This window comes from Bradyrhizobium sp. USDA 4369, assembly GCF_054056435.1.
In genome coordinates, this window is record NZ_JBSRYH010000001.1 from 2,872,394 (window position 1) to 2,892,578 (window position 20,185).

At 65.5% G+C, this 20,185-nt stretch carries 17 protein-coding genes; 13 read left to right on the forward strand and 4 right to left on the reverse strand.

Annotated elements, in window-relative coordinates; translation table 11 throughout:
• Positions 1-8: 8 nt before the first annotated feature.
• The 3 genes from ACVIJ6_RS13015 to ACVIJ6_RS13025 form a co-directional block, all read right to left on the reverse strand.
• Positions 9-359, reverse strand: a complete 351-nt coding sequence (locus ACVIJ6_RS13015) for a DUF805 domain-containing protein (RefSeq protein WP_456773047.1) — start codon at positions 357-359, stop codon at positions 9-11.
• Positions 360-517: 158 nt separating this feature from the next.
• Positions 518-1,558, reverse strand: coding sequence for an LLM class flavin-dependent oxidoreductase (locus ACVIJ6_RS13020; protein WP_456773048.1), 1,041 nt, complete (start codon positions 1,556-1,558; stop codon positions 518-520).
• On the reverse strand, positions 1,555-1,932 hold the full coding sequence (locus tag ACVIJ6_RS13025) for a hypothetical protein (RefSeq protein ID WP_456773049.1): 378 nt from the start codon (positions 1,930-1,932) through the stop codon (positions 1,555-1,557). Before ACVIJ6_RS13025 ends, ACVIJ6_RS13020 begins: the two co-directional genes overlap by 4 nt.
• Positions 1,933-2,477: 545 nt before the next feature.
• Here ACVIJ6_RS13025 and ACVIJ6_RS13030 point away from each other — a divergent pair.
• Both ACVIJ6_RS13030 and ACVIJ6_RS13035 read left to right on the forward strand, forming a co-directional pair.
• Positions 2,478-3,503, forward strand: a complete 1,026-nt coding sequence (locus ACVIJ6_RS13030; RefSeq protein ID WP_456773050.1) for an alpha/beta fold hydrolase — start codon at positions 2,478-2,480, stop codon at positions 3,501-3,503.
• A 14-nt stretch (positions 3,504-3,517) separates the two neighbouring features.
• Positions 3,518-4,462 carry a fatty acid desaturase family protein gene (locus tag ACVIJ6_RS13035; protein ID WP_456773051.1) on the forward strand — a complete coding sequence of 315 codons (945 nt, stop codon included), beginning with the start codon at positions 3,518-3,520 and terminating at the stop codon, positions 4,460-4,462.
• 168 nt (positions 4,463-4,630) lie between these two features.
• On the opposite strand, the gene ACVIJ6_RS13040 is transcribed toward ACVIJ6_RS13035, so the two are convergent.
• A complete protein-coding gene (locus ACVIJ6_RS13040) occupies positions 4,631-6,691 on the reverse strand; it encodes an ATP-dependent helicase (protein WP_456773052.1) in 2,061 nt (686 codons plus the stop codon).
• A gap of 196 nt (positions 6,692-6,887) precedes the next feature.
• On the opposite strand from ACVIJ6_RS13040, the gene ACVIJ6_RS13045 reads away from it, so the two are divergent.
• The 11 genes from ACVIJ6_RS13045 to ACVIJ6_RS13095 all read left to right on the forward strand — a co-directional run bounded on the left by ACVIJ6_RS13045 (position 6,888) and on the right by ACVIJ6_RS13095 (position 20,180).
• Positions 6,888-9,203, forward strand: a complete 2,316-nt coding sequence (locus tag ACVIJ6_RS13045) for a Tex family protein (RefSeq protein WP_456773053.1) — start codon at positions 6,888-6,890, stop codon at positions 9,201-9,203.
• A gap of 142 nt (positions 9,204-9,345) precedes the next feature.
• Entirely contained in the window at positions 9,346-9,990 is a 645-nt protein-coding gene (locus tag ACVIJ6_RS13050; RefSeq protein WP_456773054.1) for a nucleoside-diphosphate sugar epimerase, read from the forward strand.
• Between the two features lie 291 nt (positions 9,991-10,281).
• Positions 10,282-11,358, forward strand: coding sequence for a cytochrome-c peroxidase (locus ACVIJ6_RS13055; RefSeq protein WP_456773055.1), 1,077 nt, complete (start codon positions 10,282-10,284; stop codon positions 11,356-11,358).
• 15 nt (positions 11,359-11,373) lie between these two features.
• Positions 11,374-11,697 (forward strand): plastocyanin/azurin family copper-binding protein, encoded by a 324-nt coding sequence (locus ACVIJ6_RS13060; protein WP_456773056.1) that lies wholly within the window; start codon positions 11,374-11,376, stop codon positions 11,695-11,697.
• A gap of 17 nt (positions 11,698-11,714) precedes the next feature.
• Positions 11,715-13,373, forward strand: a complete 1,659-nt coding sequence (locus tag ACVIJ6_RS13065; protein WP_456773057.1) for a methyl-accepting chemotaxis protein — start codon at positions 11,715-11,717, stop codon at positions 13,371-13,373.
• A 310-nt stretch (positions 13,374-13,683) separates the two neighbouring features.
• Positions 13,684-14,577 (forward strand): TRAP transporter substrate-binding protein, encoded by an 894-nt coding sequence (locus ACVIJ6_RS13070; protein WP_456776974.1) that lies wholly within the window; start codon positions 13,684-13,686, stop codon positions 14,575-14,577.
• A gap of 35 nt (positions 14,578-14,612) precedes the next feature.
• Positions 14,613-16,628, forward strand: a complete 2,016-nt coding sequence (locus ACVIJ6_RS13075) for a methyl-accepting chemotaxis protein (RefSeq protein ID WP_456776975.1) — start codon at positions 14,613-14,615, stop codon at positions 16,626-16,628.
• Between the two features lie 96 nt (positions 16,629-16,724).
• Positions 16,725-17,420, forward strand: coding sequence for an alpha/beta hydrolase family protein (locus ACVIJ6_RS13080; RefSeq protein ID WP_456773058.1), 696 nt, complete (start codon positions 16,725-16,727; stop codon positions 17,418-17,420).
• A gap of 121 nt (positions 17,421-17,541) precedes the next feature.
• Positions 17,542-18,543: an ABC transporter substrate-binding protein gene (locus ACVIJ6_RS13085; protein WP_456773059.1), complete on the forward strand. Its 1,002-nt coding sequence runs from the start codon at positions 17,542-17,544 to the stop codon at positions 18,541-18,543.
• Between the two features lie 40 nt (positions 18,544-18,583).
• The gene (locus ACVIJ6_RS13090; protein WP_456773060.1) at positions 18,584-19,357 is read left to right on the forward strand and encodes an ABC transporter ATP-binding protein; all 774 of its coding nucleotides are present in this window, start codon (positions 18,584-18,586) and stop codon (positions 19,355-19,357) included.
• A complete protein-coding gene (locus ACVIJ6_RS13095) occupies positions 19,350-20,180 on the forward strand; it encodes an ABC transporter permease (protein ID WP_456773061.1) in 831 nt (276 codons plus the stop codon). The genes ACVIJ6_RS13090 and ACVIJ6_RS13095 overlap by 8 nt, the downstream gene beginning before the upstream one ends.
• The last annotated feature ends 5 nt before the right edge of the window (positions 20,181-20,185 follow it).

Here is a 20,185-nt window from a genome sequence, read left to right on the forward strand (position 1 = left end):
ACGACGACTCAAAACCAGATCGGCGGGCGACCGAACTCGTTGTTCGCCGCGTCACCCGGGATGAAGAACAACGAGAGCGGCGTGTACAGGCCAATCAAAGGGACGAAAATGCGCAGGCCGGAAAGGCCGGATCGATTGAAGTCGTGAAATCTCTTCGCCATGGCTGCAAACAGGACCCAGGTGATGAGGGCCAGGTTCGCCATACCCACGGCTACTCCAAGCTCTCCCATCATGCGAAGATGAGGCCAGGTCAGCCAGAATACGAGGATTGATCCCGCATATCCAACCAGCATCACCATTGTGTATTGCAATCGGTTGATCCGGCCGGAGAAACTGAAGACGCCACGCAGATAGTTCACGATGCGCTCATGGTTATTGGGATGCCGATCACGGTCGACGCCAGCGCCATGATGGCCTGACGGCTTGGGCACGCGCCGCGTCGCGCATAGCCGTTGCCATGTGAATCCGAGATTTTCAAGTCGGAGAGGCCGTCGCGCGGAAGGCGGCCCCCACGAGCCTAACGCTGCTCGGCCACTAACTCCCGCACCCGCGGCACCACCTCCCGTCCATACAGCTCGATGCTCCGCATCAGCTTCGCATGCGGCAGCGGGCCGGCGGAATATTTCAGCTGAAAGCGCGACAGGCCGAGCGCCTTGATCGTCGCGGCGATCTTCTGCGCCACCGTTTCGGGCGACCCGACATATAGCGAGCCGTGATCGGCCTCCTGAACGAACTCGTCGCGGCCCATCGGCGGCCAGCCGCGCTCGCGGCCGATGCGGTCGCGCATGGTCTTGTAATCAGGCCACAGCTCCGCGCGCGCCTGTTCGTCGGTGTCGGCGACATAGCCCGGCGAATGCACGCCGATCGGCTTCAAGTCGCGGCCGAACTGCTTGATTGCGCGGTGATACAGCTCGACATAGGGCGCGAACCGCTTCGGGTCGCCGCCGATGATCGCGAGCATCAGCGGCAGCTCGTAATGCGCGGCGCGCACCACCGACTCCGGGCTGCCGCCGACGCCGATCCAGGCCTTCAGCCGTCCATGCTCGACCGGCGGATAGACCAGCTGCTCGCGCAGCGGCGGGCGCAGATTGCCTTGCCAGGAGAGCGGCTGCTGCGGCAGCAGGCTGACGAACAGATCGAGCTTCTCCTCGAACAGCGCTTCGTAGTCCTTCAGGTCGAAGCCGAACAGCGGAAAGGACTCCGTGAAGGAGCCGCGGCCGAGGATGACCTCGGCGCGTCCGTTGGACACCGCGTCGAGCGTGGAGAAGCGTTGGAACACGCGGATCGGATCGTCGGAGCTCAGCACCGTCACCGCCGAGCCGAGCTTGATCTTCGTGGTGCGCGCCGCGATCGCCGCCAGCGCCACCTCAGGTGCCGAGATCGCGAAGTCGCCGCGATGATGCTCGCCGAGCCCGATGAAGTCGAGCCCGAGCTGGTCGGCCAGCACCGCCTCCTCGACCACGTCGCGGATCACCTGGGCATGCGTGGCCAGCGCGCCATCAGCGCCGTGCGTGACGTCGCCAAAGGTGTCCAGGCCGAATTCGAGTGCTGTGGTCATGTGCCATTCCATTGCGTCGCGCCGTCATACGGCGTCTCGCTGTCAGCTGGAAGGGGCGGAGCCGGATTGCAAGCCGGCTGTGGCGAAACACAGGGTTTCGCTGTTGCGGCGACAGCCAAAATGCGCGTGACTTGTCTGCCTGCGTCTTGTGGCACGTCATGCCCGGGCTTGTCCCGCCTGCGCGGCCGAAGCCGCTTCGGCGCGGCGAAGGCCCGGGCATCCACGTCGATCCACGTCCGCAGGTCGACGTGGATGGCCGGGACAAGCCCGGCCATGACGGTGTAGAGAGGATGAGCCCTCATGCCGTCTCCGCAGCCAGTGCGGACCAAAATTTCACTTTCGTTTTTCCAGAAAACATGCTTTGCTGCGTCCATCCTGCCTCATCGATGAGGGGCGTGCGCGCGGTCGTCACGAGACGCGAGGCGGGGATGCGGTGGCCGGAGCGGGTCGCAGCGTGGCTTGGCCGCGCCGACGAACGATCCGCTGCGGACGGTCAAGCCGTGTGGTCCTGGCCTCCCGATGCTGAGGCCTGCGCAATGCGCGTCGCGCATTGTCGCAAACGGGGGCAAGACAGCCGGTCCCCGGGGAGAGCACGGAGCAGCCGTAAGCCCATCGCGCAGGGAATGCCGGTTGATCGGCTGAACCTGTGGTTCCTGCCGCCTGCTTTTTTTTCCGCAGGCGGGCCATGGGCGAGGCCTTCGCCCGGCATTCCCTGCACCCTCACATTGTCGAGGGTGTTCCGTCCTGCAAGACTCGGGCGCAACCGGCCGCGGGAACGCGAGCGCATGCCGATGCGAAGCCATTCTGCCCGGCCACGGCCGCTGTGCTGACCATGCGGTCATGCCATGCCAAAAAATGGGCGTGTGAACCGGCTGCGCATCACCTAGGCTTGCTGCAGCTTCTCCATGGGACGGCGCGCATGACGTCAGTTGCGGACTATCAGATCTTCGAAGCCGGCGACGTCGTGCTGCAATCGGGCGCAACGGTTCCGTCGCTGCGGCTCGCCTACAAGACCTATGGCACGCTGAACGCGGCCAAGGATAACGTCATCCTCTATCCGACGTCGTTCGCCGCCCAGCATGTCGACACCGATTGGCTGATCGGACCCGGCAACATTCTCGATCCCGACAGATACTTCGTCATCATCCCGAACCTGTTCGGTAACGGCCTGTCGACCTCGCCCTCGAACATTCCACCCGGCGATGCGCCGTTTCCTGCGATCAGCTATCACGACGCCGTCGCGATGCAGCGACGGCTGCTGGAGGAGCAGTTCGGCATCACCAGGATCGCGCTGGTCTATGGCTGGTCGATGGGCGGCATGCAGGCCTATCATTGGGCCGCCTGTCATCCCGACATGGTCGAGCGCGCCGCCGTCGTGTGCGGCAGCGCGCGCTGCTCGCCTTACAATCATCTGTTCCTCGATGCGGTGAAGGCGGCGCTGATCGCCGATCCCGCCTACAAGGATCGCTACTTCGTCGCCAAGCCCGTGGCTGGCCTGCGCGCGATGGGCCGCATCTATGCCGGCTGGGCGATGTCCTATGAGTTCTACCGCGACGAGGTCTGGCGCGAGCAGGGCTTCGCCGCGCAGGAGGACTATCTCGCTGCGACCTGGGACACCGCCTTCGTGCATCGCGACGCGAACAACCTGCTGGCGCAGATCGCGATCTGGCAGAACGGCGATATCAGCCATTGCTCCGCCTTCGGCGGCGATCTCGATCGCGCGCTGTCGGCCATCACCGCGCATATGCTGCTGATGCCGGGACAGACCGATCGCTATTTCGACTGGCGCGACAATGAGCGCGAGCTGCCGAAGCTGGTCAACGCCCGCTCCGCCGTGCTGCGGCCGATCCCCTCGATCCACGGCCATCGCGCCGGCAATCCGATCCGCATCGCCGCCGATCGCGACTTCATCAAAGCCACTATCTCGACCCTTCTGCAGAGCTGACAGCTGAGTCCGACATGACCGATGTGCCCACTGACGAGTTCGCGCCCCGCCCGAAGCTGTTGACCCCGCCGGTGCTGCAGGAGCTCTGCAGGCGCTCCAACCTGCAAGGTGCGCTGCGCACGCTCGGTCACTACGGCGCAATCATCCTGGTTGGCATCCTGGTCGCGTGGATCGCATCGGCGTATGGCGTGCTGTGGGCGCTGCCCTTGCTGCCGGTGCAGGGCGTGCTGGTCGCGTTCCTGTTCATGGCCGTGCACGAGACGGCGCACAAGACGGCGTTCGACAGCCGCAGGCTGAATGTCGTGATCGGCAACCTGTCCGGCTTCCTGATCGGGCTGCCCTACGACTATTACTGCCTGTTCCACTGGGAGCATCATCGCCACACCCAGGATCCCCAGCGCGATCCAGAGCTGATCGTCGGCCCCAAGCCGCGCTCGGAGACGCAGCTCGCGATCGCCTATTCCGGCCTGGTTCAAGTCGCCGGCCGGCTCAGGCTGGTGCTGACGCATGCCGTGACCGGCGAGGTGACGGTGCCCTGGGTGCCCGCCGGCCGCCGTGCCGCCATCGTGCGCGAGGCGCGCGCTTACGTCGCCGGCTACGCGCTGCTGCTGGTCGGCTCGCTCGTGCTGCACAGCGCGCTGCTGCTGTGGGTCTGGGTGCTGCCGCTGCTGCTCGGACAACTGATCTTGCGGCCCTATCTCTACGCCGAGCACACCGGCTGCGATCACACCAGGAGCGCCTTCCAAAACACCCGCACCACCTTCACCACGCGCGCCGTGCACTGGCTGACCTGGAACATGCCCTATCACGTCGAGCACCACGCCTATCCGGCCGTGCCGTTCCACGCCCTGCCGAAGCTGCATGCGATCGTCGACGGCGAGATCAAATATCGCGGGCAGGGCTATCTCGCCGTGACGCGCCAGACCTGGGCGTGGTTTTGCGCGCAGTGGGTGAGGTGAAGCCGAGACATGATGAGATCAGCTCTCGCGAGAAACTTAAGGCTCACCTCACCTCTCCCCGCAAGCGGGGCGAGGGAGCGGACCGCCGTCGCAGCCAGAGATCGGGTCAAATGGTCAGATGGGGGGTAAGGCACCAACAGCCTGGGTCAAGGACAGCAGAAGATCCGCTCACCGCCAGCGCTCGCGCATGCGGGCGCCGAGATCGATCCGCGGACCCTGGCTCGCCATTGCCACGCCAGCCTGCACGCGTGGCCAGCTGGCGCGGTCGAACAGCGCCACCAGGGCCTCCGGAATGAACCGTGTGCGCGAGGCGTAGACATGACGATCGCCGCGCACCGGCTGGCCATGAACGAAGAAGCGCTGCGGCACCAGGAGATGCAGATCGTCCTTGGCGCGGGTCATCGCGACGTAGAGCAGCCGGCGCTCCTCCTCCAGTTCGGCGCTGGAGCCGGCGCCGAGATCGGACGGCATGCAGCCATCGACGACGTTGAGCACGTGCACCGAATTCCACTCCATGCCCTTGGCGGAATGGATGGTGGACAGGATCAGATAGTCCTCGTCCAGCAGCGGCACCCCGGCCTGGTCGGAGGTCGCGTCGGGCGGGTCGAGCGTCAGCTCGGTGAGGAAGCGCTCGCGCGAGGGGTAGCCGCTCGCGATCTGCTCCAGCTGCAGCAGATCGGCGCTGCGCATCTCGGCATCCTCATGCACGCGCTCGAGATGCGGCTGATACCATTGCCTGACGCGCGCGATATCGGCAGGCCAGTCCGAGACCCGCAACTGTTCCAGGGTGCGCACGAACGCCGTCCAATCCTCACCGGCGCGCGCCGGCGCCGGCTGTGCGCACAGCGCACCGATCGGATCGGCGCTGTCGCCGGCGGCATCGAGCAGCCGCTGTGCCGAGGCGGGGCCGATGCCGGGGATCAGATGCAGCACGCGGAAACCGGCGATGCGGTCGCGTGGGTTCTCGATGAAGCGCAGGCAGGCCAGCATATCCTTGACATGCGCCGCATCGAGGAACTTCAGCCCGCCGAACTTCACGAACGGGATGTTGCGGCGTGTCAGCTCGACCTCCAGCGGTCCGCTATGCGACGACGTCCGGAACAGCACCGCCTGCTGCTTCAGCACGATGCCTTCTTCGCGCTTGGCCAGCACCTGTTCCACGATGTAGCGCGCCTGGTCGGCCTCGTCGCGCACGGTCACCAGTTGCGGCTTGCGGGAAGCGGTGCGGTCGGTCCACAAATTCTTGGTGAAGCGCTCGCGCGCCAGCCCGATCACGGCATTGGCGGCGGACAGGATCGGCTGGGTCGAGCGATAGTTGCGGTCGAGCGTGACGATGTCGGCGCGCGGGCTGAACTGATCGGGAAATTCCAGGATGTTGCGCACGGTGGCGGCGCGGAACGCGTAGATCGACTGCGCGTCGTCGCCGACGACCGTGAGCCCCACCCCGTCAGGCTTCAAGCCGAGCAGGATCTGCGACTGCAGCCGGTTGGTGTCCTGGTATTCGTCGACCAGCACGTGGTCGAAGCGCTCGCCGATCTCGCGGGCGATGCTGTCGTCAGCCATCATCTGCGCCCAATAGAGCAGCAGGTCGTCATAATCGAGCACGGCGTTCGCCTGCTTGGCCTCGACATAGGCCGCGAACAGCCCCTTCAATTCGCTGGCCCATTCCGCGCACCACGGAAAATGCCGCACCAGCGCCTCGTCCAGCGTCATGTCGGCATTGACGCAGCGCGAGTAGATCGCGAGGCAGGTGCCTTTGGTCGGGAAGCGCCGCTGCGTGTTGGACAGGCCGCGCTCATGCCGCACCAAATTCATCAGGTCGGCGGAATCTTCGCGATCATGGATGGTGAAGACCGGATCGAGGCCGATGCGCTCGGCGTAGTCGCGCAGCATCCGCGCGCCGAGCCCGTGAAACGTGCCGGCCCAGGTCAGTCCCGCGGTGATCGCCTCGGCCTGGCCGCCGAGCACCTTGCGGGCGATGCGCTCGACGCGGCGGCTCATCTCGGCGGCGGCGCGGCGCGAGAATGTCATCAGCAGGATGCGGCGCGGATCGGCGCCGTTGACGAGCAGGTGCGCGACGCGATGCGCCAGCGTGTTGGTCTTGCCGGAGCCCGCGCCGGCGATGATCAGCAGCGGCGGGCCCGGTGCGGCACCCGCGCCGCCATGCTCGACGGCACGGCGCTGCTCCGGATTGAGATCGTCGAGATATGTCGCCGCAACGGCCTGCACGAATCGTCCCTCAATCTGCGAGAATCCGCGATTTGCCGCGCCGACGCAACGACATGGCGCCGTCGCTGCAGCGTTTTACATGATTCGCAACCGGTCTTTTTTGCCACGGTTGCCCACAGAGCGTCAGCCACCCGCTTGCGCCGGCGCGCGCGGACTCCTATCCAATCAGCCCCGTCACGAATCTCGGAAGAACACCGTGTCGAATTTTGCCTCCATCATCGCTGCTGAGCTCTCCGTCAGGGATGCCCAGGTCCAGGCCGCGATCGACCTGCTCGACGGCGGCGCGACCGTTCCGTTCATCGCGCGCTACCGCAAGGAAGCGACGGGCATGCTGGACGACACGCAGCTGCGCACGCTCGAGGAGCGGCTGCGTTATCTGCGTGAGATGGATGCGCGGCGCACCGCGATCATCGAGAGCATCAAATCGCAGGGCAAGATGACGCCCGAGATCGAGCTGGCGCTGGCGACCGCCGACACCAAGGCGCGTCTCGAAGATATCTATCTGCCGTTCAAGGAGAAGCGCCGCACCAAGGCGCAGATCGCCAAGGAGGCCGGGCTCGAGCCGCTCGCCGACATGCTCATCGGCGATCCGATGAAGAATCCGGAAGACGAGGCGAAGGCCTTCATCAAGAAGGACGGCGACAATCCGGTCAAGGACGTCAAGGCGGCGCTCGATGGCGCCCGCGCGATCCTGGTCGAGCGCTTCGCCGAGCACGCCGACCTCGTTGGCTCGCTGCGCGAGGAGATGTGGACCCGCGGCGCCGTCAAATCGACGGTGCGCCACGGCAAGAAGACCGAGGGCGCCAAGTTCGCCGACTATTTCGACTTCTCCGAGCCGTTCACCAAACTGCCGTCGCACCGCATCCTGGCGATGCTGCGCGGCGAGAAGGAGGATGTGCTGCAGCTCGACTTCGGTGATGGTGAGCCGGAGGATTCGAAGGACCCTTCGCTGTATGAGAACCGCATCGCGGTGACCTTCGGCATCTCGCGCCAGGGCCGCCCGGCCGATCAGTTCCTGTCGGACTCCGTGCGCTGGGCCTGGCGGACCCGCATCAAGACCTCGCTGGCGCTCGATATCCGCATGCGGCTGTGGCAGGAGGCCGAGAAGGAGGCGGTGCGCGTGTTCGCCGCGAACCTGCGCGATCTCCTGCTCGCCGCGCCCGCCGGCGGCCGCGCCACGCTCGGGCTCGATCCTGGGTTCCGCACCGGCGTCAAGGTCGCGGTGATCGATCGCACCGGCAAGTTCGTCGATCACGCCACGATCTATCCGCATGAGCCGCAGCGGCAGTGGAACGAGAGCATGCTGACGCTCGCGCAGCTCTGCATCAAGCATCGCATCGAGCTGGTCGCGATCGGCAACGGCACGGCATCGCGCGAGACCGAGAAGCTGGTCAACGATCTGATGAAGCTGAAGCCGGATCTCAAGCTGACCAAGGCGATCGTCTCGGAAGCCGGCGCGTCGGTCTATTCGGCCTCCGAATTCGCGGCCAAGGAGTTTCCGAATCTCGACGTCTCGATCCGCGGCGCGGTCTCGATCGCCCGCCGCCTGCAGGATCCGCTCGGCGAGCTCGTCAAGGTGCCGCCGGCCTCGATCGGCGTCGGGCAATATCAGCATGACCTCAACCAGTATGAGCTGGCGCGGGCGCTCGATGCCACCGTCGAGGACTGCGTGAACGCGGTCGGCGTCGATCTCAACACCGCGTCCGCACCGCTGCTGGCGCGCGTGTCGGGCATCGGCGAGAGCCTGGCGCAGAACATCGTGGCGCATCGCGATGCCAATGGGCCGTTCCCGACCCGCGACAAGCTCAAGGAGGTGCCGCGGCTCGGACCGAAGGCGTTCGAGCAATGCGCCGGCTTCCTGCGCATCCGCGACGGCGACAATCCGCTCGATGCCTCCGGCGTGCATCCGGAATCCTATCCGGTCGTGAAGAAGATACTCGAGACCACCAAGAGCGACATCAAGGTGCTAATCGGTGACAGCAAGACCCTGAAGACGCTCAATCCGTCGAAGTTCGCCGACGAGCGCTTCGGTGTGCCGACCGTCACCGATATCATCAAGGAGCTGGAGAAGCCCGGCCGCGACCCGCGTCCCGAGTTCAAGACCGCGACCTTCCAGGAGGGCGTCGAGAAGATCACTGATCTCAAGCCCGGCATGATCCTGGAAGCGACCGTCACCAACGTGGCGGCGTTCGGCGCTTTCGCCGATATCGGCGTGCATCAGGACGGCCTCATCCACATCTCGGCGATGTCCGAGAAGCGCATCAACGATCCGCGCGAGGTGGTGAAGCCGGGCCAGGTCGTGAAGGTCAAGGTGCTCGACGTCGACGTGCCGCGCAACCGCATCTCGCTGACCTTGCGGCTATCCGATCCGCTGCCGCCGAAGGGTGAGAAGCGCACCAGCGCGCGGCCGCCGGCGGCGGCGCGCATGACCACGCGCGAGGAGAAGCCGGCGGGCGGCGGCGCGTTCGCCGCGGCGATGGCCAAGGCGGTGGAGCGGCGCAAGGGCGCGTAAGCGCTGCGCTTGATCTTTCCCGTCAACACGGGCCGCGGAATTGACCTTCCTTCCGCGGCCTTGCCTAAAAAGAACGGGGCGCTGCCTTCCCTGTCGTCGTCGCGATGCCTACCTTCATCGCCAGGTCGACAGGGGACCGGGTATGGCAAACCGCACCGTGATCATTGCCGGCGCAACCGGCCTCGTCGGCCGGGAGATTCTTGACGGCTTGCTGGCCGATCCCGTCATTGACCATGTGCACGTCCTCGGCCGCCGAGCGCCTCCGGTCGTGTCGCCCAAGCTGACGGCCCATGTCGTCGACTTCGCCGCATTGCCGCCGCTGCCATCCGCTGACGAGCTCTATCTGGCGCTTGGCACCACGATCAAAATCGCCGGCAGCCAGGCGGCCTTCCGCGCCATCGATCATGACGCGAATCTTGCGGTCGCCAAGGCTGCTCTCGCGAGCGGCACCAGGCGCGTCGGCCTCGTCAGCGCGATGGGCGCCGATGCGACGTCGCGCATCTTCTACAGCCGCGTGAAAGGTGAGCTCGAGAACGATCTGACCGCGCTGCCCTTCACGGGGCTGGTGATCGCACGGCCATCGCTGCTCGTCGGCGCGCGGGCCGAGCTCGGCCAGCCGAACCGGCCCGGCGAGGAATGGGGCAACAGGCTGTCCAGATTGCTCGGCGTCCTGATCCCGCCCGACTACAAGCCCATCAAGGCGGCAGACGTCGCGGCAGCGCTGCTGGCCGCGGTCCCCTCGGCCACGGGGGCCATGGTGCTCTCGTCGGGCGCGATGCGCCGGTGATCTTGCACGCCGCCCTTTGCAGAGCCATGCAGCCATCCCCGATTATGGGAATCGAAAAATCGGGATCCACGGCAATCGGTTGTTGCGTGACCTTGCTGCCGAGTCGGCGGCTCTGTCCATCTACGGGCTTCGAAGCACCATACATGACTAATTAGTGTCAGATCCGTAGTTCCACGGAGCTTCTTCGCACCGGCGGATCAGCTTTTCTTAATCGGAAGCGGGTCTCATTATCGGAGTGCAACCGAATCGTCCCAGCATTCGCAGTCGACGGCGCATTCCCAGGAAAGATCGATGATACCGCGTAGCCTCACCGCACGTTCTCTGTCGCTTGGCACCGCGCTCGCTCTCATCATCGGCTTCACCGGCGCAGCCCTCGGCGCCGCCCTTGTCGGCGAGACCAAGCAGGTCACGTTGCAGCAGAAAGGCCCGTCGGGCACCGATGCGCTGAAGGCGCTGTATCGTCGTCCCGCGACGATCCCATTTCCGAAGGACAATGCTTACACGCCGGAAAAGGCCGCGCTCGGCAAGAAGCTTTATTTCGACACTCGCCTGTCGGTCTCGATGGCGCAATCCTGCGCCAGCTGCCACAGCCCGAGCTTCGGCTGGGGTGATGGGCTGGCGGTCGGCGTCGGCAACGGCATGCACAAGCTCGGCCGTCATTCGCCGACCATCGTGAATGCGGCCTGGGGCGAGATCTTCATGTGGGATGGCCGGCTCGCGACGCTCGAAGATCAGGCGCTGGGACCGATCCAGGCTGCCGGCGAGATGAACATGCCGCTGGATCACCTGATGCAGCGGCTTAGCGCCATTCCCGACTACAAGCCGCTGTTCGATTCTGCCTTCCCGCGCGAAGGGATGACACCGAAGACGCTGGCCAAGGCGATTGCCACCTATGAACGTACGGTCGTTTCCGAACGTGCGCCGTTCGACGCCTGGATCGACGGCGATGAGAAGGCGATTTCAGAGGAAGCCAAGCGCGGCTTCGCGCTGTTCAACGGCAAGGCGCAATGCATGACCTGTCACGAAGGCTGGAACTTCACCAATGACGGCTTCCAAGACATCGGTCTGCCGAGCAAGGATGTCGGGCGCGGCGAGTTTGCTCCCGGCGTCATCAAGATGCAGCACGCCTTCAAGACGCCTGGCCTGCGCGAGATCACGCGCCGCGCGCCCTTCATGCATGATGGCTCGCTGGCAACGCTCGAACAGGTGATCGACCACTACGACAGCGGCGGCGTCGACCGGCCAAGCCGCTCGGACCTGATGCGCCCGCTCGGCCTTACGGCGCAGGAGAAGTCCGACCTCGTTGCCTTCCTGAAGACTCTCACCAGCAATCTCACCCCGACGGCCGCCCCGGTGCTGCCGCGCTAATGACGGGAAACACCAATGTATCGAGCACGAACCGCTCTCGCCCTCGCGGTCGTCGCGGGCCTCTCCACCGGCGCGCTGGCCGCCACCCAGGTCATTCACCAGCAGGGGCGCGCCTTCTCGGAGGAAAGCGTCACCGTGACGAAAGGCGGTGCCATCACTTTCCTGAATGATGACACGATTCCCCACAACATCATGTCGACCAGCAAGGGCAACGAGTTCAATCTTGGCTCCCAGCCTCCCGGCGCGTCCACCGACGTCACCTTCAAGGAGACCGGTGACGTTGCCGTCATCTGCGCGATCCATCCGCGCATGAAGATGACCGTCAAGGTCGTCGACTAGTTCTGGAGCGCTGACGAATGTCGATCCGGTTGAGGATCCTCGCGGTCCTGAGCATCATGCTCACATTGGCCTGCGGCCTTGCGCTCTACGGCCTGCGCGGCATCACCTCGGCCGGCGATCTCGTCGTCCGTCTCTATGACGGGCCACTGATGGCGATCAATCACGCCCGCTCGGTCCATGCCGAGCTGAATGCGGCCTTGCTGATCCTCAACCGGGCGGAGACCGTCGGAACCTCGAAATCGTCGGCCGACAGATTCGAGAAGCTCGTGAAGGCCATGTCGGAGGATCTCGACATCGTGCGCGAGCGGGTGAAGTCGAGCAGCGTCGATGCGGCCCGCGAGCAGGCGGCCAAGAAGTTGCGTGACTGGTCCGATGCTGCACTGAAGCTGCTCAAGCCTGCCCCCGAGGGCGTCACAGAAATCCCGACCACATTTCTGCTCAGCAAGCTCGGCAACGAAGCCCTGGCGACAGTCGACGACCTTGTCGAACTGGTCGCTGCCTATGGCTACGAATATCGCAACGAAGCCGAGTCCCATGTTGCCAGCTCGCGCACGATGATGATGACCGCGACCGGCATGACGCTGGTACTCGGGCTTGTTCTCGCGCTCGGCTTTGCCTACTCGCTGAGCCGTCCGATCATTTCGCTAGAGAAGGCGATGATCCGGCTTGCCGATGGTGACTTCGACGTCGTTCTCCCCGGAGTCAGACGCAAGGACGAGATCGGCCATGTGGCGCGCGCGGTCGAGCGTTTCAAGCTGCTGGCGGCCGAACGCGCGCAGCGCGAGGTCGAGGCCAAGCTTGTGCAGGATCAGGCCATCGCGGAGCAGCGCAAGGCGGACATGCACCGGCTCGCCGATACGTTCGAAGCGGCGATCGGCGAGATCGTCAGGACGGTGTCGGCGACGTCCGACGATGTCGAGTCCTCGGCGACCGCGCTGACCGGAACCGCCGACCGCGGACGCCAACTGGCGGAAGTCGTGGCGGGGGCCTCGGAAGAAGCGTCCACAAATGTGCAATCGGTCGCGTCAGCAACCGAGGAGCTGTCCTCGTCCGTCAATGAGATCAGCCGACAGGTGCAGGAATCGGCCCGCATGGCCGGAGAGGCTGTCGAGCAGGCCCGCAACACGACTGATCGCGTGGGTGAGTTGTCCAAAGCAGCGAACCGGATCGGCGACGTCGTCGAGCTCATCAACGCGATCGCCGGCCAGACCAACCTGCTGGCGCTCAATGCGACCATTGAGGCCGCGCGAGCCGGCGAGGCCGGCCGCGGCTTTGCGGTGGTGGCGTCCGAGGTGAAGGCGCTGGCCGAGCAGACGGCAAAGGCCACGGGTGAGATCGGTCAGCAGGTTGCGGGCATCCAGGCGGCCACACAGGAATCGGTGAGTGCGATCAGCCAGATCAGCTCGACGATCGAGCGCCTGTCCGAGGTGTCGTCGGCCATCGCTTCCGCGGTGGAGGAGCAGGGCGCTGCGACCCAGGAGATCTCCCGCAACATCCAGCACGCCGCACAAGGCACGCAGGAAGTCTCGACCAACATCACCGATGTGAAGCGCGGAGCGAGCGATACGGGGGATGCTTCTGCGACGCTGTTGTCGGCGGCGAGGTCGCTCGCCAATGACAGCAAGCGGCTGCGCACCGAAGTCGACCGATTCCTCGCCACCGTGCGGGCCGCGTAGTCCGCGGGTCCGATGTACAGAAGCCGGGTCGGCATTCGTCCGGCGCGGCGAACTCCTCGTGGCGTGCGGCGGCGCAACAGCCCAGCTGCAGCCGCGCTGGCCTGCCTCTCCGGACTGGAGCATTCAATTACCATTCGATCTCGTGATGGTGAGGCTTAATCTCTCATCTACCAATCGGAACTATGATTCTAATCATTGGGGTGCGCTGGCGCGAAGCAGATTGGGTGCGGGCTTGTTTAAATTAGTATCAGTTGTCGTGCTCGCGGCTCTGGCGTCGTATCTACCGCAACAATCGATGGCGGCACCGCGCATGCTCTCGGTGGCGTACAATGCGCAGCCGCAAAGCCCGCAGCAGATGGCTGCGGACGAGGTCCGCGCCAAGCTCGTTGGAGCGGCCAGCAAGTCTTTCGTCGTCGATGAGCGCGGCGGCGGCGCGCTCGGCAGCGAAACGGCGATCCTGGCAGCAACGCGCAGCGGCGCGGTCGACGTCTCCGTGCTCTCCGGTCCAGTCCTTGGCCCGGTGGTGCCTGAAATGGGCATGTTCGATATTCCATTCCTGTTCCGCGATGCAGCCCATGCCAAGGCCGTGGCCGAAGGGCCGGTCGGTGCCGGGGTGGCCGCCAAGTTCGCCGACAAGGGCCTGGTGCTGCTCGCGGTCGGGCTGCATGGCTTTCGCAACATCACCAACTCAAAGCGGCCGATCGTTACGCCGGACGACGTGAAAGGCTTGAAGATCCGCGTGCTGCCGAATGCCGTCTATCAGATGACGTTCAAGGCTCTCGGCGCCGACGTCGTGCCGATGGATTTCCCCCTGGTCTATGCCGCGCTCAAAGACGGCCGGCTTGACGGCCAGGAGAATCCGATCGCGACCATCGCGTCGAGTCGCTTCGACGAGGTCCAGAAGCATCTCACGCTCACGGGCCATTTCTTCTCGCCGGTCGCCATCGTCGCCAACCGAGCGATGTTCGAGCAGCTCGATGCCTCTGAGCGTAGCGCGCTCATCGCCGCTGCCAAAAGCGCGGCCGAGGTGACGTGGACGTCGAAGATCAATACTGAGAAACTCGATCTGTTGCGCCAAAAGGGCATGCAGGTTGTCGAGACCTTCGATCGCAGGGCTTTTGTCGAAGCGATGAAACCGCTCGAGCCGGAGTTCGAGAAGCGCTTCGGCAAGGAAGCGCTTGCCGCGATCCGATCCACGCCCTGAAACAGCCAGGTCCTGCCATGAAGATGTATTCGCTAATGTCCTGGCTCGGTATACGCCCGCGCATCTTTGGCGGCTTTGCCCTGATCCTCAGCTTCCTGGTGGTGCTCGGCGGCTTTGCCAAGATCCAGGTCGAGCATATCGGCAGCACGGTCGACGAGCTGGTTGCGAGCGGCGCGGCCGATGCCGGAATGTCCCAGGTCCGCGCAGCCGTGCTCAATGCCAACGGCCTGGTGGAGAAGTTCATCCGCACCTGGAATGTCGCCGACAAGGACGCGGCCACCAAGGCGATCGATACGGTCGGTCAACTGACGGAGCAGGTCGAGCGGGACTCCGGAAAGCTCCAGGCCATCGCCCAGGGCGTCGGCGCGATACGGAGTGCGATCGCGACCTACCGGACGTCGTTCGCGGCTGCGGCGGATGCCGTCGACCGGTTGCGCGCAGCGACGAACAAGACCGACGCGCTCGGCGCTGTGGCAGGCGTCAATGCGGCCGGCATCCAGGTGGCCCTCGCCAATCGCTCCGGATCGCCGATGCTGCTCAATCCGATGCGGCTGGCGGCCGTTGTGGACGGCGTTCGTGTGACGTTGATGCGTCACAACGCCAGCTTTTCCGGCGGTGATGCTGACGATGCCCGCCTTGCTTTTCGCTACGCCAATCTGGCGATCGCGGATACTGAGGCCGAAATTGCCGGACTCGTCGAACCCAAATTGGCCTCGCTGGTTGCAGCGCTGAAGGAAGCGCTGACGGCGAACGCCGCCGCGCTCGAGGATGTCGTGAAGGTGGCCGCCGAATTGCGCGGCAAGCAGACCGAGCTCGCCAGCGCCAGCGCCACGATCGACGCGCAGGTCAGCCGCATCAACCAGCAGCTCGCGACGACGCGTGCGGAGCAGGGCGCCCGGACCAGGGTCACCGTCGATGATACCAAGCAGACTGTGATTGCGACGGCCGGCGGCGCGCTCGCACTCGGGGCTTTGCTGGCGTGGCTGATCGGCAGCAGCGTCTCGAGCCCGATCCGCAACATGACCGAACGCATGCAGTCGCTGGCCGCAGGCGAGCTGGAGCAGCCGATTCCGGGGGGCGAGCAGCGCAACGAGATCGGCCGGATGGCGCGTGCCGTGGAGGTGTTCCGCGACAATGCACTCGCGGTCCTGCGCATGGAGCAGGAGGCCGCGGCCCAGCGCGGAGCATCGGAAGCCGAGCGCGCCCGGATGATGGCTGATCTGGCCGGGCGCTTCGAACAGGGCATGCATGGCGTCATCACCGGCGTCGGCGGCCGCGCGACCGAGATGGGCCAGAGCGCGAGTGAGCTGGCGCGTGTGGCCGAACGCGGCCGTGGCTTGGCGGAAGCCGTGGCCAGCCGCGCCGAGCAGGCCTCGGTGAACGTGCAGACAGTGGCCTCGGCCACCCAGGAGCTCGCAGCTTCGATCCGCGAAATTTCCGGACAAGTACAGCGTTCGGTGACGGTCTCCACCCGCGCCACGCACGAGACGCAGCGAACCTCCGAATTGATCAATGGGCTGTCGAGCGCAGCCGAGCGGATCGGAACCATCGTGCAGCTGATCCAGGCGATCGCGAGCCAGACCAACCTGCTGGCGCTCAATGCGACCATCGAGGCGGCCCGTGCCGGCGAGGCGGGCAGGGGATTTGCGATCGTCGCCAGCGAGGTGAAAAATCTGGCGTCGCAGACGGCACAGGCGACCGAGCAGATCTCGAGTCAGATCGCCACCATTCAGAGCGCTACCGAAGAGACGGTCGGGGCGATTGCCCAGTTCGGCACCACGGTGCGCGAGATCGCCGAGATCTCCAATGCAATCGCTGCGGCGGTCGAGCAGCAGGGCGCCGCCACCAGCGAGATCGCGCGCAATGTCGAGCAGGCCGCCAGCGGCACCGCGGCCGTGACGCAGGAGATCGGCGACGTTCGCAACGTGGCTGGACAGACCGATGCGGGCGCCGAAGCGGCGCTGGCGACCGCTGCCGCGCTCCAGCAACAGGCGGAATCGCTGAAGAGCAATGTGGCGGATTTCCTGCGGACGATCCGCACCGCGGCTTGACTGCAGCGAGACGGTGGTCCGACGGGCGGCGATAATCGCCGCCCGCTCGGATGATGGGAGTTGACCCTCCGCGGGCCGCAGCCGCAAGCTGACGGAATGACCGGATCGCCATTGCATTCTCTCACCATCGCTGTCGACGGGGCCGGCGCGATATCGGCCTTGCTGCTGGCTCCGCCGCAGATGCGGGCATGCTTCGTGTTCGCTCATGGCGCCGGTGCAGGCATGACGCACGGCTTCATGACGGACACGGCCGAAAGCCTCGCCGCACGCGGCGTCGCAACGCTGCGTTTCCAGTTTCCCTACATGGAGAAGGGCAGCAAGCGTCCCGACCCGCCCGCGCTGGCGCAGGCGGCGGTGCGGGCCGCTGTCGCCGAAGCCGCGCACCTCTATCCGGATCTGCCGCTGATCGCGGGTGGCAAATCCTTCGGCGGTCGGATGACATCGCAGGCGCAATCCGTGCGTCCGCTGCCGCGGGTTGTAGGCCTCGCCTTCTTCGGCTTTCCGCTGCATCCGGCCGGCAAACCGTCGGTGAGCCGTGCCGATCATCTCGATGCGATCGCGGTGCCGATGCTGTTTTTGCAGGGCACGCGCGACAAGCTGGCCGACATCGCACTGCTGGAGCCCGTCGTCAGTCGGCTGGGGCCGCTGGCGACGCTGCATGCGATCGACCAGGCCGATCACGGCTTTCATGTTCCCGCACGCTCCGGCCGCAACGATCAGGCGGTCATCACGGAGCTGACCGGAGCATTCGCAGCATGGCTGAATGGCTTGATAGCGGCACGCGAAAGCTGACGCGGCAAGGATTGCTCGAACCTCGGTCCCAAAATTTGCCGCGACAACAAGCGGGAAATATTGCAACAAGTCTGCGCCACCGGCGGTCGGGCCCGCCTGTGACCGGATCTTGGAGAGCTGGATGTTCGGATACGCCAAAGTCGTGCTGGGAACCTTCCTCGCCCTGGCTTCAATCGCCGCTGCGCGCGCCGAAGAGGCTAAGATTCGCATCGGCGTGCTCAGGCTGTCGTCATCCGCCCCGGTCTTCATCGCGCTCGACAAGGGCTATTTCCGCGACGCCGGGCTGGATGTCGAGCTCAAGTTCTTCGATGCGGCACAACCGATTGCGGTCGCGACGGCTACCGGTGATGTCGACGTCGGCGTCACCGCGTTCACGGCCGGCCTCTACAATCTCGCAGGCAAGGGAGCCTTGAAGATCATTGCCGGGATGAGCCGCGATCGTCCCGGCTTCCCGCTGATCGGCTACTTCGCCAGCAACAAGGCTTATGAGGCGGGCCTGAAGACGCCGAAGGACATCGCCGGCAAGCGCGTGGCGATGACTCAGGTGGGATCGAGCTTTCACTATTCGGTGGGGCTGCTCGCCGAGAAATACGGCTTCAAGCTCGCCGACGTGAAGATCGTGCCGCTGCAGTCGATGTCGAACATGGCAGCCGCGATCAAGGGGGAGACTGTCGACGCGGCGCTGATGCCGGTCTCCGCAGCGCGCAAGCTGATGGACGAGGGCGCCATCAAGCATCTCGGCTGGGTCGGCGACGAGACCCCCTGGCAGGTGAGTGGCGTCTTTGCAGGTCCGAAGACGCTGGCGAATGCGGCGTCGGTCGGCAAGCTGCTCGTCTCGCTGCAGCGCGCCGAGCGCGAATATCATGACGTGGTGCTGGCATCGGTGAAGGATGGCACCGCCGCGATCGACGACAGGACGAAGCCGCTGCTGGAAATCATCGGCAGGTACACCAATTTGCCGGTCGATCAGGTGGTCGGCAATTGTGCCTATATCGACCCCGAGGGCAAGCTCGACGTGAAGAACATCGACAGCCAGATCAAATGGCTGCAGGCGCAGGGCTTCGCGGATCCGGGCTACGACGCCGCGGCGATCATCGCCAAGGACTATGTGAAGCCGGATTGACCGGAGCGAGGCTCCCGGAGCTGCAGCGGAAACGACAGCTATGGATCTGATCGCGCAGGGCATCAGCCATCGGTTCGATCGGCTCGACGTGCTCGATGACGTATCGTTCACGGTTGCGGCCGGCGAGGTGGTTGCGATCGTCGGCCCGTCCGGCTGCGGCAAGAGCACGCTGCTGTCGATCCTCGGCGGGCTGCTCCAGCCAAGCGCGGGACAGGCGCTGCTGCGCGGCGTCCCGCCGCCGGGCAGCCTCAATCCGCTGACCTTCGTGTTCCAGGATTTCGCCCTGCTGCCCTGGGCGAGCGTCGCCGAGAACGTCGCCTTCCCGCTCCTGCATACGTCCCTGTCGGCTGCGCGCCGCGCCGCTGTCGTGGATGATGTCCTGCAGCGGACCGGGCTGAGCGACTTCCGCGCCGTCTATCCAAAACAATTGTCTGGCGGCATGCGGCAGCGCGTCGGCCTTGCCCGTGCGCTGGCCGTCCGTCCGGCGATTCTCCTGATGGACGAGCCGTTGTCTGCGCTGGATTCGCAGACTCGCGAGCTGCTGATGGAGGATTTCGTCGACTTGCTGGCCGACGGCACGATGGGCGCGGTCTATGTCACGCATAATCTCGAGGAGGCGGTGCGGCTCGCCGATCGCATCGTCGTGCTGTCGCGCCGTCCCGGCCGCATCCGCAAGGTCGTCGATGTCGCCGCACCGCGCCACAGCCGCGGTGATGCCGCAACGCGCGCGCAACTCCTGGAGCTGCAGAACGAGCTATGGGTGCTGATCCGGGGTGAGGCCATCGATGCCGAGCGCGAGGTCCAGCATGCTTGAGCGGACTCTGAAGGATCCGGCCGAGACGGCCGGCGTGCAGCCGACGCGACACGTGCCGTTCCGCGGCGCTGGTTTCACGCCGGCCGCGAGCCGCTGGGCCGGCTGGCTGGCGCTCGCCGCGACGCTTGCTGTCTGGCAGCTGGTCGGTGGCCTCGCGCTGGTCAATCCGCTGTTCCTGCCGACCCCGGCGATGATCATGCGCGCATTGTATCGGTTGGCGGCGAGCGGTGCGCTGTGGCAGCACGTCTCGGCGTCGTTCGTGCGCATCGTCGCCGGCTGGGCGCTCGGCACGATCTCGGGCATCGCCGTTGGCTTCGCCATCGGCCTGTGGCGGATCGCACGCAGCATCGGCATCACCTTCGTCTCGGCGCTGTTTCCGATCCCGAAAATCGCTGTGCTGCCGCTGCTGATCCTCTGGCTCGGCATCGGCGAGCAGCCGAAGATCGCGACCATCGCGCTGGGCGTGTTCTTCTCGACCACGATCTCGGTCTATAGCGGCGTCGATGCCGTGCCGCGCAACCTGATCCGGATGGCGCAGAGCTTTGCCGTGCCGTTCCACACGATCGTGCGCAAGGTGATCTGGCCCGGTGCGCTGCCGTCCATCCTGGCGGGATTTCGCATCACCGCGTCGGTGGCACTGATGCTGGTGGTCTCGGCGGAGATGATCGGCGCCGAGACGGGCATCGGCACCTTCGTGCTGCAGGCCGGCAACCTGATGCAGACCGATCAGCTGATGGCCGGCATCCTGGTGCTCTCATTGTTTGGCCTTGCGGTCGGCCGGCTGATCAGCCTGCTCGAGGCGCGGCTCCTGCACTGGCGCTGAGCGCG

What these genes read in the sequence shown, in the direction of transcription:
- ACVIJ6_RS13090 (WP_456773060.1), top strand. Translation starts at nt 18,584, where the DNA reads ATGGATCTGATCGCGCAGGGCATCAGCCATCGGTTCGATCGGCTCGAC.
- ACVIJ6_RS13085 (WP_456773059.1), top strand. Translation starts at nt 17,542, where the DNA reads ATGTTCGGATACGCCAAAGTCGTGCTGGGAACCTTCCTCGCCCTGGCT.
- ACVIJ6_RS13065 (WP_456773057.1), top strand. Translation starts at nt 11,715, where the DNA reads ATGTCGATCCGGTTGAGGATCCTCGCGGTCCTGAGCATCATGCTCACA.
- ACVIJ6_RS13035 (WP_456773051.1), top strand. Translation starts at nt 3,518, where the DNA reads ATGACCGATGTGCCCACTGACGAGTTCGCGCCCCGCCCGAAGCTGTTG.
- ACVIJ6_RS13055 (WP_456773055.1), top strand. Translation starts at nt 10,282, where the DNA reads ATGATACCGCGTAGCCTCACCGCACGTTCTCTGTCGCTTGGCACCGCG.
- ACVIJ6_RS13070 (WP_456776974.1), top strand. Translation starts at nt 13,684, where the DNA reads ATGCTCTCGGTGGCGTACAATGCGCAGCCGCAAAGCCCGCAGCAGATG.
- ACVIJ6_RS13095 (WP_456773061.1), top strand. Translation starts at nt 19,350, where the DNA reads ATGCTTGAGCGGACTCTGAAGGATCCGGCCGAGACGGCCGGCGTGCAG.
- ACVIJ6_RS13080 (WP_456773058.1), top strand. Translation starts at nt 16,725, where the DNA reads ATGACCGGATCGCCATTGCATTCTCTCACCATCGCTGTCGACGGGGCC.
- ACVIJ6_RS13030 (WP_456773050.1), top strand. Translation starts at nt 2,478, where the DNA reads ATGACGTCAGTTGCGGACTATCAGATCTTCGAAGCCGGCGACGTCGTG.
- ACVIJ6_RS13020 (WP_456773048.1), bottom strand. Translation starts at nt 1,558, where the DNA reads ATGACCACAGCACTCGAATTCGGCCTGGACACCTTTGGCGACGTCACG.
- ACVIJ6_RS13025 (WP_456773049.1), bottom strand. Translation starts at nt 1,932, where the DNA reads ATGGACGCAGCAAAGCATGTTTTCTGGAAAAACGAAAGTGAAATTTTG.
- ACVIJ6_RS13060 (WP_456773056.1), top strand. Translation starts at nt 11,374, where the DNA reads ATGTATCGAGCACGAACCGCTCTCGCCCTCGCGGTCGTCGCGGGCCTC.
- ACVIJ6_RS13050 (WP_456773054.1), top strand. Translation starts at nt 9,346, where the DNA reads ATGGCAAACCGCACCGTGATCATTGCCGGCGCAACCGGCCTCGTCGGC.
- ACVIJ6_RS13075 (WP_456776975.1), top strand. Translation starts at nt 14,613, where the DNA reads ATGTCCTGGCTCGGTATACGCCCGCGCATCTTTGGCGGCTTTGCCCTG.